Annotated in this window: 18 protein-coding genes; all 18 read right to left on the reverse strand. The window is 53.7% G+C overall.

The window, feature by feature from the left end; translation table 11 throughout:
• Positions 1-14: 14 nt before the first annotated feature.
• Positions 15-596 carry a phage baseplate assembly protein V gene (locus tag AB8809_RS14730; RefSeq protein WP_015839838.1) on the reverse strand — a complete coding sequence of 194 codons (582 nt, stop codon included), beginning with the start codon at positions 594-596 and terminating at the stop codon, positions 15-17.
• On the reverse strand, positions 593-1,753 hold the full coding sequence (locus AB8809_RS14735) for a contractile injection system protein, VgrG/Pvc8 family (protein WP_349856540.1): 1,161 nt from the start codon (positions 1,751-1,753) through the stop codon (positions 593-595). Before AB8809_RS14735 ends, AB8809_RS14730 begins: the two co-directional genes overlap by 4 nt.
• Positions 1,741-1,953, reverse strand: coding sequence for a tail protein X (locus tag AB8809_RS14740; protein WP_349856541.1), 213 nt, complete (start codon positions 1,951-1,953; stop codon positions 1,741-1,743). Before AB8809_RS14740 ends, AB8809_RS14735 begins: the two co-directional genes overlap by 13 nt.
• Entirely contained in the window at positions 1,943-2,872 is a 930-nt protein-coding gene (locus AB8809_RS14745; RefSeq protein ID WP_349856542.1) for a phage tail protein, read from the reverse strand. The genes AB8809_RS14740 and AB8809_RS14745 overlap by 11 nt, the downstream gene beginning before the upstream one ends.
• The gene (locus AB8809_RS14750) at positions 2,872-5,199 is read right to left on the reverse strand and encodes a phage tail tape measure protein (RefSeq protein WP_349856574.1); all 2,328 of its coding nucleotides are present in this window, start codon (positions 5,197-5,199) and stop codon (positions 2,872-2,874) included. The genes AB8809_RS14745 and AB8809_RS14750 overlap by 1 nt, the downstream gene beginning before the upstream one ends.
• 212 nt (positions 5,200-5,411) lie before the next feature.
• Positions 5,412-5,555, reverse strand: a complete 144-nt coding sequence (locus AB8809_RS14755; protein WP_094431851.1) for a GpE family phage tail protein — start codon at positions 5,553-5,555, stop codon at positions 5,412-5,414.
• Positions 5,500-5,820, reverse strand: coding sequence for a phage tail assembly protein (locus AB8809_RS14760; protein WP_349856543.1), 321 nt, complete (start codon positions 5,818-5,820; stop codon positions 5,500-5,502). Before AB8809_RS14760 ends, AB8809_RS14755 begins: the two co-directional genes overlap by 56 nt.
• Positions 5,821-5,951: 131 nt before the next feature.
• Complete coding sequence (locus tag AB8809_RS14765) at positions 5,952-6,263, reverse strand: 2Fe-2S iron-sulfur cluster-binding protein (protein ID WP_349856544.1); 312 nt, start codon at positions 6,261-6,263, stop codon at positions 5,952-5,954.
• Between the two features lie 56 nt (positions 6,264-6,319).
• Positions 6,320-6,844 carry a phage major tail tube protein gene (locus AB8809_RS14770; RefSeq protein WP_005972713.1) on the reverse strand — a complete coding sequence of 175 codons (525 nt, stop codon included), beginning with the start codon at positions 6,842-6,844 and terminating at the stop codon, positions 6,320-6,322.
• Complete coding sequence (locus AB8809_RS14775) at positions 6,844-8,271, reverse strand: phage tail sheath subtilisin-like domain-containing protein (RefSeq protein WP_349856545.1); 1,428 nt, start codon at positions 8,269-8,271, stop codon at positions 6,844-6,846. The genes AB8809_RS14770 and AB8809_RS14775 overlap by 1 nt, the downstream gene beginning before the upstream one ends.
• Positions 8,261-8,458 carry a hypothetical protein gene (locus tag AB8809_RS14780; RefSeq protein WP_180777048.1) on the reverse strand — a complete coding sequence of 66 codons (198 nt, stop codon included), beginning with the start codon at positions 8,456-8,458 and terminating at the stop codon, positions 8,261-8,263. Before AB8809_RS14780 ends, AB8809_RS14775 begins: the two co-directional genes overlap by 11 nt.
• Positions 8,455-8,922, reverse strand: a complete 468-nt coding sequence (locus AB8809_RS14785; protein ID WP_181844339.1) for a Gp37 family protein — start codon at positions 8,920-8,922, stop codon at positions 8,455-8,457. Before AB8809_RS14785 ends, AB8809_RS14780 begins: the two co-directional genes overlap by 4 nt.
• Positions 8,923-9,182: 260 nt before the next feature.
• Positions 9,183-9,494 carry a hypothetical protein gene (locus AB8809_RS14790; protein ID WP_039532748.1) on the reverse strand — a complete coding sequence of 104 codons (312 nt, stop codon included), beginning with the start codon at positions 9,492-9,494 and terminating at the stop codon, positions 9,183-9,185.
• Positions 9,487-9,816 carry a hypothetical protein gene (locus tag AB8809_RS14795; RefSeq protein WP_010281034.1) on the reverse strand — a complete coding sequence of 110 codons (330 nt, stop codon included), beginning with the start codon at positions 9,814-9,816 and terminating at the stop codon, positions 9,487-9,489. Before AB8809_RS14795 ends, AB8809_RS14790 begins: the two co-directional genes overlap by 8 nt.
• Positions 9,806-10,480 (reverse strand): hypothetical protein, encoded by a 675-nt coding sequence (locus tag AB8809_RS14800; protein WP_349856546.1) that lies wholly within the window; start codon positions 10,478-10,480, stop codon positions 9,806-9,808. The genes AB8809_RS14795 and AB8809_RS14800 overlap by 11 nt, the downstream gene beginning before the upstream one ends.
• Positions 10,470-11,081, reverse strand: a complete 612-nt coding sequence (locus AB8809_RS14805; RefSeq protein WP_349856547.1) for a transglycosylase SLT domain-containing protein — start codon at positions 11,079-11,081, stop codon at positions 10,470-10,472. The genes AB8809_RS14800 and AB8809_RS14805 overlap by 11 nt, the downstream gene beginning before the upstream one ends.
• A 1-nt stretch (position 11,082) precedes the next feature.
• Positions 11,083-11,412 carry a putative holin gene (locus tag AB8809_RS14810; RefSeq protein WP_015839825.1) on the reverse strand — a complete coding sequence of 110 codons (330 nt, stop codon included), beginning with the start codon at positions 11,410-11,412 and terminating at the stop codon, positions 11,083-11,085.
• Between the two features lie 210 nt (positions 11,413-11,622).
• Complete coding sequence (locus AB8809_RS14815) at positions 11,623-12,990, reverse strand: TolC family outer membrane protein (RefSeq protein WP_194430000.1); 1,368 nt, start codon at positions 12,988-12,990, stop codon at positions 11,623-11,625.
• Positions 12,991-12,992: the final 2 nt, after the last annotated feature.

Consider the following 12,992-nt stretch of genomic DNA (forward strand, 5'->3'; position numbering starts at 1 on the left):
GGTTTAGGGAAACACTAGTGCGAGTGGTGATTGGAATTGCCGCCAGCGTCCATGACGCTGCCGCTGGCGCTGACATTGCCGGAGATACTGACATCGCCACTGAGGCTGGCACCGCCGGAACCGGACATCCCACTCTCGTAGGTGAGTTGCCCTTGCACCAGTAGCTTGCCCGTCACCGTCGTTTCTGGCGCATTGATCGTGACACGCTGCGCGTTAACCACCACGTCAGTGCCGCTGCTAATCGCAATATGCTGCACGCCGCCGTTGATCGTTAACGTATGCGTTCGGCGATCGTATTCAATATGCGCGCCATCAGCGAACGTTACCGCCCTTTTGTCCTTATCTGCCAACGTTGGCACATCAGCAGCGGAGTAAATCGCCCCTAGCACCAGGCCATCCTCGCCGTTGCCGTCCAGCAGAACTTCGACCTGTTCGCCAATATCCGGCAACCAGTAATCCTTATTATTCTGTGTATTGCGCTGTAATACCGGCAGCCAGGCTGTACGCAGATTGTCACACTCTGGTAGACGAACGCGCACCATCACGCGAACCTCATCCACCGCGCTTATCGTGCCAATTCGACGAGATAAACTCATGGAAGCACCTCCTTTTTACTCTTGACCGTCTGCGTTGTCTGGCTGCCATCCGGGTGGTAAGTCACCAGCGTTTTCCCGCTGTTCTGCTTACGCTTGCCCGCCGTAATTGGCCCGCGAATCAACCCAATCTCCGTGGTGTAGCCACTGCCACGTTCCAGAATATGGCGAGCCGAGTCGATCAACCAATGGCCAGAAAGTTGGCCGAACGACACCAGCTCCACTTTATTTCCCGCCGCCAACTGCGGGCTGCCCATCAGCGTCATCGCCCCCTTTTGTTGCTTTTCGTTGTGCGCATCCAATGCGGCATCCGTTTTCATCCTCGCACCAGAGGGATCCGCCGCGCGCACGTTAACTTTCAACGTATCCGCACTGGTCTCAGCGCCGGCAGGCTTCATTTCGTTGTTCGCGCCACCGCTGGCTTCATAAACCATCAGTTTCTTTTCACTCCCTTTCTGATACTTCGTCTTAGCATTTTTATAGACGTGGCTGATCGTGTCGCTCAGTGAAAAACGCGCGACGTCCGTTCGCTTAATTTGTCGAACAGACGCCTGATTGCGCAGCGTCGCCAGATGGGAAAAAATCAGCTGGTCGCTGACCACCTTCACAACATAGCCATATTCACTGGCGAGCCGCTTTAGAAAAGCGACATCGGTTTCCGCATATTGCGTAACGCGATCGATCTTGATGATTTGAATCTTCCCTACCAGCATCAACTGATGCTTTTTCGCGATACGCGTCGCAATCGCGGCTAACGTCGTATCTTCAAAACCGCGGCTTGATTTGGTTCGCAATGCGCGATTAACCGATGTAGCCACACCACGAATCATCACTTGGCTAGGCGGTGCACTCACCTCAATCTCATCAATCGAGAACGTACCGCAGTCAAACAGCATTTCACCGAGATAGCCTAGCTTGAGCGACAGCGTGTCACCCGTACCTGGATACCACTTATCTATCCAGCGACCATCGGTATCATCGAGCCGGATCTCAATCGAATCCGATTCATTCTTGATGCTGTCGGTATACGTTACGCTGGTGACATACGGCGCGATATCATTGGTGATGTCCTTTTGCTGATACCACAGGGTGAACGCTGGTTGCAGCACTTCCGACACCGCAGGAGAAAGCAGCTTGAATTCTTCCGTTAACGCAGCCATGGTGGGGTGTCCTCCGCGCTGTTGGCCTCTGCCTGTTCAATAATCGGAATCAGCACCACCACACCCGATGGCAACAGCGGCACGATGGGGACATGCGGGTTAGCCGCAATGATCCGCGGATAGCCGAGCGGATCGCCGTAATACCGATAGGACAAGGTATCCCAGCGTTCGCCCTGTGTAGTGATATGTTCAAGGTGCATATGCTTCAACCCTCTTCACGATTTCCGCCGTCAGTTTGCTCAGCGCAGGCTCAGCGCCTTTAAAGGTGTCGCTCGCGGCATCCACATGTTTGCTGATGGCTTCCAGCTTCTCGATAACGTTTTTGCTGTCGACGTCCTGCAACAAAGCGGCAACTTGCTTGACCTGCTTCAGCATTTCATTCGCCGCTTTATTAACCGCTGTAATTTCAGGCGTCATCTTCTCTGCCTGAACCGCTGCATCAGAAATAGCCTCTGCCGCTTTTTTAAATGCCGGTTCCACCTCACTTAACGGTGTCAATACATTCCCGACCTGCGTTAGCAGCCCGGGAATTTGCAACAGCGCGGTTTCGGGATTGTTCTTCATCCGTTTTACAATCTGAACGGTGGTTTTCACCGCCTTAACGGCGGAATGTGCTTTCTTGGCATACGTGACAGCCGTGCGTAGCGAAGCTGCAAAATTGCTCACTTTATCGACCGCTTTGGTGATGGCGCTAACATTAGGAACAGGCGTCTCTATCGCAGGCGGCTTGAGCGGATTTTTCGGATCGCCAATGTATTCTCGCAGCGTTAGCGAGGCATTCATGGCCAATACGTTGCCCTTCGCGTCGGTATGTTGGCTAGTCGAGGTCAATGCGGTAATCACAAACCAGCCGCGATAATCCCCATTGCCGAAGACTAACGCCATCGCCTGATGCGCCCGCATCGCCTCAGTCAACCGCTTCAACTCCACCTCCGGCGTGCAGTACTGCTTGTGAAACACCAGACTAATAGTAATCTCGTCGAGCTTCGCACCGATGAACTGCAGACCGGGTTTACCTTCAATGCGGCCATGCTCGGCATAATCTGCACCGAATGACGTATTAAAGCCGTCCCAGTAGGCGGTCACTTTAAATTCAATATTTCCTAATACTGCAAACATCAGGCGTACCCCCTGCGCTCACGCTGAGCGAGCAGCTTGTTCAACATATTTTCCAGTTCATTCATGCTAAGCGTCAGCGTCTTCGTCATTTCAGACGTTGGCGCGGCCTTCTGGCCGTTGAGATAAATGGTGGGAGAAAAAGCAACCTGAACACGTTCGGGCGCATTAGTGATGACGGTATTTCCCTTCGTGCCGCCGACAAACGGTGCCATGGCGACACGCTGTTGCGGGGTTGGCACTGTGTCTTCCGTCTTAGGTAATTCAACAGGCAGTGTCGGCTGTAGCGACAATGCAGATACAGGGGTTGGGGCCAGCACAGATGCCGCCTGGTTGTTATTGGCGATTAACTCCTCGCTGGGACCAGAACTAAAGAAATTTTTGATGCCATCAGGAATAGCGTTACTGACGGTTTCCATCGGAGAATTGAAAAAACTGCTGATTTTTGATATGCATTGGTCCCAAAGTTCGGCAATCTGGTCGGAATATTTGTAAATCAAAGCACCTATTCCAACTATTGCTGCAACTACCCCAACAACCGCGGCAACTATCCAACCCACTGGGGTCGTCAGCAGCATACCCACCAGACCCCGGGCTGCCATCATAAAACCGCTACGCAGCACACTGCTAAATATGCGTCCTACTGCTGATTTTCCAGCGCTACCTGCCCACTCGCTTAGCGCCGTTCGAATGCCCTGCCACAAACCCTTCGGATTTAGCCCTGTTTTAAGCCACTGCCAGCCCTGTTGAATGCCTTGCCATAAACCCTTCGGGTTTAGCCCTTTAAGCCACTGCCACCCCTGTTGAATGCCTTTCCAAACGCTCCGCAAGGAGGGTAACAGTATGTCCATTCCCAGCTTCGCCCCGCTCAACGCCATTCTGAACGCGAAGAAACCGGCCACGGCCATCACGATCCCGCGAACCAGTTCAGGGTTCGCTGCCGTCCAGGTAACCAGTTGATCCAAAATAGGGATCAGCGCATCACTCAGAGAAACCAATACCGGCGTCAGTGCTTCGCCCACATTGAGCGCAATATTCATCAATGACGTTGTCATTCGGTTCCAGCGCGCGGTCAATGTGTCATTCTGCCGGGCGAAGTCGAGATCCAGCGTTTGCGTGGCGGCCGGGCTATTCATCACCTGCTGGTTAGATTGATAGCTCTGCCAGTTCTGTTTCATCGACATCGCATGATTTACCGCTTCCGGCGTACGGAATACCTCCTGTAGCCCGTAGCGCTGCATTAAACTTTGCTGTGCGTCTACGTTGCCCGCTTTACTGGCTTTATCCCACAGTTGCTGGAATTGACTGCCTTTGCTGCTGATAAGTTCGTTACTAATCTGAACCGCAGCGTCGTACTGTGAATACCCACCTTTCATATAGCTTTTGAGTGATGCGTTATAATCTACGCCCGCATTGTAGTAACTGTCGGCAATGTCCGTTCGCCCCACGGCATTCATAAAGCTCTCCAGCCGAGCCACCGTGTTTGCTTCCGTATCACCACCTTTCGTGGCGCTCAGGCTGGAAACCAATTGGCTCAGCGCCTGATTACCCGTCGCCCCCATTGCCGTAAATCCTGAAGCCAGCGCAGGAACATATTGCGACATCAACGCCGTGGAGAACCCCTGTTTCGTGCCCGCCAGCATGCGTGAGAGGGACTCTTTCTGCACCTCCGCACCTTTCAGGTTAAACACGTTATCCAACGTGACCGAAAGTGCTGTAAGGTCGGTCAACGCCGCGCCGGAGGCCGTTGACGTTTTCCCCAGCACCTCTGTTAGATCCGTTACCCCCTTTACCTGCTCTTTTGACATGCCGCGCTCAAGCAGCTTTCCGGCACTGCTGAGCAACGCATCCGGCGTTTGGTTCACCCGTTGAGAAGATTGACGCAGCTGCTGCCCCATCAATTTTTCCTGCTCGCTCGATATATCATGAGCAATGCTGATACCACGCAACTGCGCCTCAAATGACGCATAGTGTGTGACCGACGCCACAACTGGCTTCATGACAAAACCAAACTGTTCGCGCTTAGTCTTAAAGTCACTAGCGAGTTCACTTCGACTCTTACCTGACGTTTCCTTACTCGGCTTGTTACGCGTCAGCCGTTCCTGTTGGGTTTCTCGTTCACGTAACGACTGGCTCAGTCGGGATGTCGCCTGTGCGATACGGGATATCGCTTGTGAGCTGACAGTGCCAAAGCGCTCCAGCGACTGATTAAACTGCCGCTGCCGCTCCTGCGCCTGTTTGAGGCTATCACTAAGTGACTGCAGCGATTTTTTTGTGTCATCCAGCGTGGCGCCAAACGCCCTGCCCAGCATGACACCGTTTAAAAGCATATCCACGGTTCACTCTCATTCAGAAAAACCCCTTGCGGGGCGGATCGGAGACGGCGGCTTACGCCGCTCCAGTTAGGTTTCCCCATCACAAACCGGGGATAAAGCGAGGAAAAGGACAGGTGATAAGCGACAGGTGGTGAGGGAGGAAAACGGCCAGCGTCCTGTCGCTGGCCGGGTTGGGTGGATGGTGGCCTAATTAATCCTGTCAGTAATCAGTCTTCCTCACCGTTCTCACGTTTTATCTGTTCGCTGGCTTCATCCAGCCAGCGTTCAAAGTCGTCCAGTTCCAGCGCATCAATCTCACTCGGCTGAAAGCGAAACCATCTCGCCAGCAGAGCCTGCGCTTTCCACAGCAGCGCTGGCTGCGTTATCCAGCCCAAGTAGCTGTTGAAATCGTTTTTGCAGCGCCATGTAGTCCTGCGCGTCCATCTCATCAATGTCTTCCGGCACCAGACCGGTCATGCGCGACAGTAGCGCGTCGTCCCAGTTGCTTGGGTCATCGCTGATTTTTTTCACCGCTTTGATGTCTTTGACTTTCAGACGCTTGAGTGAAATGGAGTCCACGCGTTGACCGGCAGAAGTGGTGTAAGGGAATTGCAGAGAATAAGTTTCAGTGTGCATAACGGCTCCTTAGTAAATGTCGGGAGCAGTATCGCGTGCGGCGAGGAATAACGATTTTAAAGTGAATTAGAAAACGAAAGCGGCAGACATGAGAAAGGGGCCGAAGCCCCTGATGCAAAACGTGTAAATATTTATACGGTTCCCGGAACCCAACCCTGGAATTCATCTTCCGCAAAAAACCTTACAATACAGTCAGTTAAAGGGTATGAGGTGTCCGTCAGAAAGAATCCAGCAGCTTTCTGATCATCATCTAAATAAAAGCCATCACTTTGATCAACTTGACCAGAAATTAAACGAGCGACAGACGATGAATCCGAACCAGAACGACCAGCATATGGCAAGTTATACCCCGCATCTTCTGCCGCCTTCAAAATATACGTATCATCAGGACACTGAAAATGGATCTGATTTTCAAAATCGATAATGTCATAAATCTTAGCCATAACAACCTCACTAATTGATAGAAACGCCCGCCCCACTGACGGGCCTGGAAGATAAATTAACCGCCGATATTGGCGCGGTAGCTGTTCAGTTGATCCACGCCGCCCACCATGAAGATGTTGGACATGTAATCCAGCTCCAGCAGGTCTTCACCGTTCATCACCTGTTTGATGTAGGTGCAGTTGAACGCGCTGCTGAAATCCGGGTTTTCGTGCTGCTTGAACGTGCCCAGCGGATTCTTTTTGAACATGATGGTCATGTACGTCACCAGCGGCACTTCTTCGATACGCCCCTGAGAGCCGTAGCGTTCCACGCTGGAGCGACACTGTAGCGCCAGCGACTGGTACGGATTCGCTGCCGCCAGCATCGCTTCGCGATAGAAGGAGTTCCATTTGATCTCGCCTTCCAGCTTGTCGAAGCCCGCAGGCAGTTCGATCTTGCCGACCATGCCCAGCGCCTTGTGCTCCTGCATAATCATGGAGACATCTGGCAGTTTGATTTCCTGCGCACGCCCCAGCAGGTTAGTGCCGTTGATGTAGATGTTGGCGTTAGTAATACGGTTTACTTCAATTTTCCCGGCCATCAGTTAGTGCCCTCCAGCGTTACCAGGTATTCCGAGGTGATCTCCGTCTCAAAGGTCAGACGCTCAAGCGGCGGCGGCGGAGTGAATTTGTAGTTAAGCAACAGGTGCCCTGCCGCCAGCTCGGTTTGCTCGTTACGCGCGGCATCGAACCAGCACTTGAAGCCCAGCAGTGCACCGTCACCGATCAGCTTGCGACCGTAGGCGTTGACCGATTCCACCAGCGCATCGATCAGCGCCTGATTGATCGGCATATCGATGTACTGCTGGCTGAAGTAACGGATGGATTCGTTAATCACATCGCCAGTGCGACGCACGTTTTCGAAGTTCTTCATGTGCGTCACGGTTGGCCAGGCTGCGGTGCGGTTGCCCCACAGACGCAATCCAGAACCGTAGCTGTTGAAAATGGTGCTGATGCCCTGCTCGTTCAGCAGGTTCACTTCGCTCTGCGGATCGTCAATCATTGCGGACAGCTGGCGCTCTACGCCGGTGATCCCTTTGATTTCCTGATTGGACGACGACCACCAGAAACCTTTCTCCAGATCGACTTTGGCACGCAGGCCGGCAGCACGTGCCGACAGCGGTTCCAGACGTTCGCTGTTGGTTTCCGCGTCGTACACTTTTACGTGTGGATAGCACAGACGAGCGCGTTCAGAGCTGGTGTTGAAGTTGATCGTGCCTTCCGGGCCACGGCCGCTCAGCGCCTGCGCAAAGGTGGTACCGATTGGCGCATCGACGTAGGCAATCGCGCCCAGTTTGTCCGCCAACGCGATCAGCTCGGTCGTTACGCTGTTTTGCGTACAGAACACCGGCGAAATCAGAATCTTGGCAAAGAAGCCGTACAGGTTGTAGGTATCGTTCAGCAGCTTCATACCGGTGCGTTTGCCCGCGGCATTGATGCTGCCGATGATGTCGGCAGCAGTCACTTTCGTGACATCAGCAAAGTCATAAGACGCGTTGACCACAGCGGCGGCATCGATATTTTTACCCAGATTTTTCAGGACGCCGGTTTGCGCATCCAGCGTATAATCCTGACCTTCAACAAACGGCTGACCGCCTTCTGCCGCCGTCAGGACCAGCTTGGCAACCACGCGGTTAGCCAGTTGCGCCGTACCGGTCGCTTTGTCAAAGGTGACTTTTTCTGCGCTCACCGATGATTTGTGTTTCGCCGGATCCAGCACGTTGATAACCAGAACCGTACCCGCGCCATGATCGTAAATCGCATCCAGCGCCTGCGGGATGGTATAACCGCCGAATTGGCTACCAAACTGCGCCGCGTCCTTTTCGGACAGGCACAGCGTAACGTCATTGACTGCACCCTGCGGCGCCGTACCAATCAACCCAATTACCGCAGATTTGACGGTTTTCACCGGACGAGCACCGGTTTCAACTTCAATCGTTTCTACACCGTGTAAATAATTAGCGGCCAAGGGTCACCTCCGTTTCGCTATCAGCCAGATTCTGACCTGCGACAGGCAGCAAATAGCCCAGCGCGATCAGCGTTTTCACGTACTCATGATCTGCTGGCAGTTCAGTCACCTGAGCGGGCCAAAGCAGAATTTCCTGACCATCTGCCAGCGTGACGCCGCTGGCGGGGCCGGTATAGCGATACTTCATGCGTCTTTCTCCTCATAATTAACCGTGGTAAGCAGCGGACCATCCGTCTGCTCGCGGTCTTCGATAAACAGGGTTTCAGTGGTGCAATCGATGGCGTAATGCCAGCGTCCTTCGGTGTAACCCACGTAGCGGTCACGAACTAACCGGATACCGCGATGGCAGTCAGGCAGTCGGTATCCTCCCAACGCCTGACGGACGGTATCGAGCGTAGCCAGCACACCATCTGCACCATCCAGCTCCGGTAACAGCACGGCAACCATCAGCCGTGGCCGCTGCGTCTGAACCGGAGAATCCACATCTTCCGGTGCGGAAAATTCGGAGCCGCGATATCCCACCAGCACATCACCGAGCGTCAGACGATCGGGCTCGCTCAGAATGTTTTCTGGGCAAGACGCGATCCGCCGCGTCGGTAAGTGCTGCTGGAGGCGGGCTATCACCGCATCGATAATTGGTCTGGTATTCATATCCGTTCACCCGCTGTTTTGATGGCACACTGTTTTAGTGGCACATCGTGTTGATGGCGCTAGTATCCGGATAACGACGGGCTGCGGCTTTTAATCTGTTTTAGAAAAAACAGCGAAGTGATTTATTTGAAAAAACCGGCTAATACGCTGAAAAATAAAAATTCTTTCGATAAAAAAACGCCAGCACAACCGTGCTGGCGCAGAGGAATATGACGACACTGGTAACGCGTAAAGACAGAAGAGAAAGCCATGCAAGGGGATTACCGATCCCAGTATTTTTCCGGTCGAGCGATGCCAACCATACAATCAACGGCATACTCCACGACATCCACGCCAAGACGGGTGAGATTCGCCAGCCAGACGCCGCCCACCTCCTTGGTCAATACCGCCATCTTGCGATCGGCCAGATAATCCAGTGCATGACGCAGCTCCGGTTCTGAGGCATCGGCATACAGCCGCTGCATCAGCGCTAGCAGGAACATTTCATTCGCGGTATAAGGTCGCGTTTTGTTTAATGCGATAAGCAAATGCCAACGCATCGATTCCTGTCGGATACGCTGCGTATCAGCCATGATTGCCTCCCGAATACCGCTGCTGCACCAATTCCAGCTTGTTATAAAGCGCATCCAGCTTGGCTTCGATGACCGTCTGACCACGGATGTAATCCTCACGTCGTACGTAGATCAGTGGTAAGTCAGCACGAAATTCCAGAAACTCACGCTCCAGTCGCGTCCACCCTTGCTCACTCTTCTGACGTGCATTTTCCAGGGCGGCAAAACGCTCGTTCAGTCGCTTTTCAATCTGCGTAAGCAGAATCCGCCCGGCGGCAAACAGGAAGCTCATAAATGACAACAGCAGGCCGACCAGCGACCAGAATTCCACTTCAATCTTCACGTGTTACCTCCCCTGCCTGTTGTAGCGCTTCGATGTAATCCAGCAGCGCATTAACCTGCGCGCTTAGTGCCTGATAGCGCTCTCCGTTGTCACTGATGTTGGCGAGAATATCGCGCTGGGAGATGCCTGAAGGCTGTAGTTCGGCGTCAGCGGTTGCGCCGGAACCGGACGCTGCGCCAGTGCGGCGGGCAGCGGTGGTAACGTCTGTGGCACCGTCGGCGGACAAACCGAAAGCGGCGTTGTAGTACTGCACGAAGCCACGAGTAAACACGCACTGCACAGGCTGAGCCTTGCCTTTTTCGTCAATGTATTGCTGAGTAACATGATCGATTTTCCGTTGCAGGGCGGCGTTATCCGCCGCCAGTTTTTGACGCGCTGCGACATAGCGCCGTTCGAGTTGATTCCCACGCTCTACCTGCTGCTGGTATTGTTCCGCCGCCGCACGTAATAACTGATTCTGGGTTTCGGCCTGCTGTTGCTGTAGCAAATTGAATGCCGCCTGCTGTTTTGCCAGCGCGGCATCCCCCAATGCTTGCGCCAGTTGATAACCCTGATTACGACCGGTCAGATAAATCGCGAGTAGCAGCACAACGGCAAGCAGAACGGTGACCACACGTGGTGAAAAAAAGGATTTCAGGCTAGTAAGAAACAGGTTATTCCACACAGCTCGCCCTCCCCCAACTCAGATACCGTGGTGCCAGCTGATGCAGAATGCGGTCGGGATAGTGACGGTTCTCACGCCAGTTGGCGGCGCTGCGCCCGGCATTGACGGTTTCCACATGACCGAACCAGCGAAGGATGTCTTTCTCGGCGATCTTCGCGCGCTGTTTATCACGCTGTAACCAACCAAGCCCGCCGTTGTAGGACGACAAGGTCATTGCCATGCGTTCGCAATCATTGCTGGCGCTGATTCGCGTCCATAGCCAGTGGTCATAGCCTGTCAGAGCACGGATAGCCCAGGCTGGATTAAACGGTTGATTTGCGCGAAGTTCAGGAACAATACCGCTAAACCAGTCAGCGGTTGTCGGCATAAACTGCGCCAGCCCCTGTGCGCCGACGGGAGAGACAGCACGTGGATTCCAGCCACTTTCCTGATGCAGCTGCGCGGCAAAGTCCGCAATCGGGGCATTCATGCCCCAATCCAGCCGTGCGCTACGGATAACATCACTGCGGTACGTCTGCGCGGCACGAGGGATCGTGTCAGCGCAGGCCGCAGCACTAAAAAATATCGGGCTAAAAAGCAGCGTGATGAAAAGGTAGCGCATATCACAACCCCATCGCTACGCCGATGCAGACAGCGGACACAATCAGCGCACGCCGCAACATCGCCGCGGCAAAGACGGTGTGGTGGCCGTCCCGAACCGGGAAGCGTCCGCGCGGCGCAGGTTCATCCCCTTGTTCGAGGAACAAACCGGGACGCGCTTTAGGAAACAGCGAGCGATCCAGCCAATAGCCTAATACTGCGGCGAGTGAAATAAGCGAGAGCTTATAGACGGTGACGGGAAGCTGCTGCGGTGAAATCAGCCCGATAACAGCAAAGAGGAAAGCGGATGTCACAATCCAGCCGGTAAGACGCGGTTTTTTGATTTTTTTCACAATAAAGCCTCCTGATAAGAACGGAGGCCATTATGCAAAATGAGGATGCTTTATGATTTTAAAGGAGTTTAAGTATTCCTGAGACGCAATACCCTACAGAATTGAACCATTTATCGTCGCCCGGTATTCGCCATACTTCACGTTACCGGTATAGACGTCTCCGCTGACAAAATCATATCCGATTACTGATAGATGATTTTTTCATCGGCTTTAGTTACTGATGATCTTACCGTTACCCAATGGATTCGTTGCAGGCTGAAACCAGGCCGCCAGTTCCAGAATATCTTTCTCGTTCAACGTGCCTGCGGTATAGCGCAGTAAGAGCCACGCCTGAAGCCAGCTGTATTTCGCTTCCGCCAGCTCTCGTCGGGCGTTATACCAATCCTGTTCGGCCAGTAGAATATCCAGATTGATACGTTCGCCGCCCGCAACACTTAATCGCGTGGCGTTAACCGCTTCCTGCGCCGACGAGGCCGTCATTTGCCAGGCCTTAATTTTCGCCGACCCGTTGTTGTAAAGGTTGTAGTACTTTTTCAATTCCGCCAGCGTTTGCTTGGTTTGATCGTCCAACTCCGCCTGACTTTGTTGATATTCCGCGGCGGCCTGTCGCATCGATGCCGAGACGGAACCACCGGAATAAAGCGGGACATTCAGCTGTAAACCAACGCTCTGCGTGTCGTATTTCTGATTGTAGTTGTATTCACTTTCCGAACGGCTATTGCGTGACGATGCCACCAGCGACAGCGTGGGTAAATGTCCGGCGCGACTGCGTTCAATTTCATAACGGCTGACCGCCAGCCCTTCGCGCTGTGTCGCCAGTTTGGCATTATGCTGCACGGCAAGATCGCGCCACTGCGCCAGCGTCTGCTTGCCTGATTCCACTGACGGTAATTGCGTGAGCGTCAGAGGATACAGCGCCGTGATATCCAGCACCGTACCCGTCATATTTTCCAGATCGGTCATCGCGGCATCCAGATTATCCTGCTGCTCAATCCGCTGTGCCTCAATCAGCGTAAAACGTGCTTCCGTTTCCCGCACGTCCGTTAACGTCCCTTCGCCCGCCAGCAAGAGGCGTTTATTCAGCGCCAGTTGTTCGTGATACGCCCTCTGCTGTGCATCCAGCAATTGCAGTTTTTCCTGCGCCAGTAGCGCGCTACTCCAGGCTTTATATAACCGCACCATCAGATCCTGACTGCGATCGCGAAACCGCTGGTCGGCCATCAGCGTGCGGGCAACGCCCTGTTGATAACGCGCCCAGGCCGCGTAATCCAGCAGCGGCTGGCGCAGCGACAGCGTGGATGTGTAACTGTTGTAATCGCGTTTTAGCGTGTTATTGGTGAAGCTATCCGTTTGGGTGACTTTGGAGTGGCTGCGGTTAGCGCTATAGCCATACTGGAGATTGGGGAGCAGATTGGCGCGTCCGATATTTTCCTCTTCCAGACCCGCCGCTCGCTCAAATCCGGCCGCACGAAACTGAGCGTCGTTACGCAGCGCCAATTCCCAGGCATCAAGCAGTCCTAATGCGTTAGCGCCCGAAGAAAGCAGCCCAAACAGCACGATTATCGCGATCCTTTGCATGA

It is taken from the genome of Pectobacterium aroidearum (genome assembly GCF_041228105.1).
GTDB classification, from domain to species: domain Bacteria; phylum Pseudomonadota; class Gammaproteobacteria; order Enterobacterales; family Enterobacteriaceae; genus Pectobacterium; species Pectobacterium aroidearum.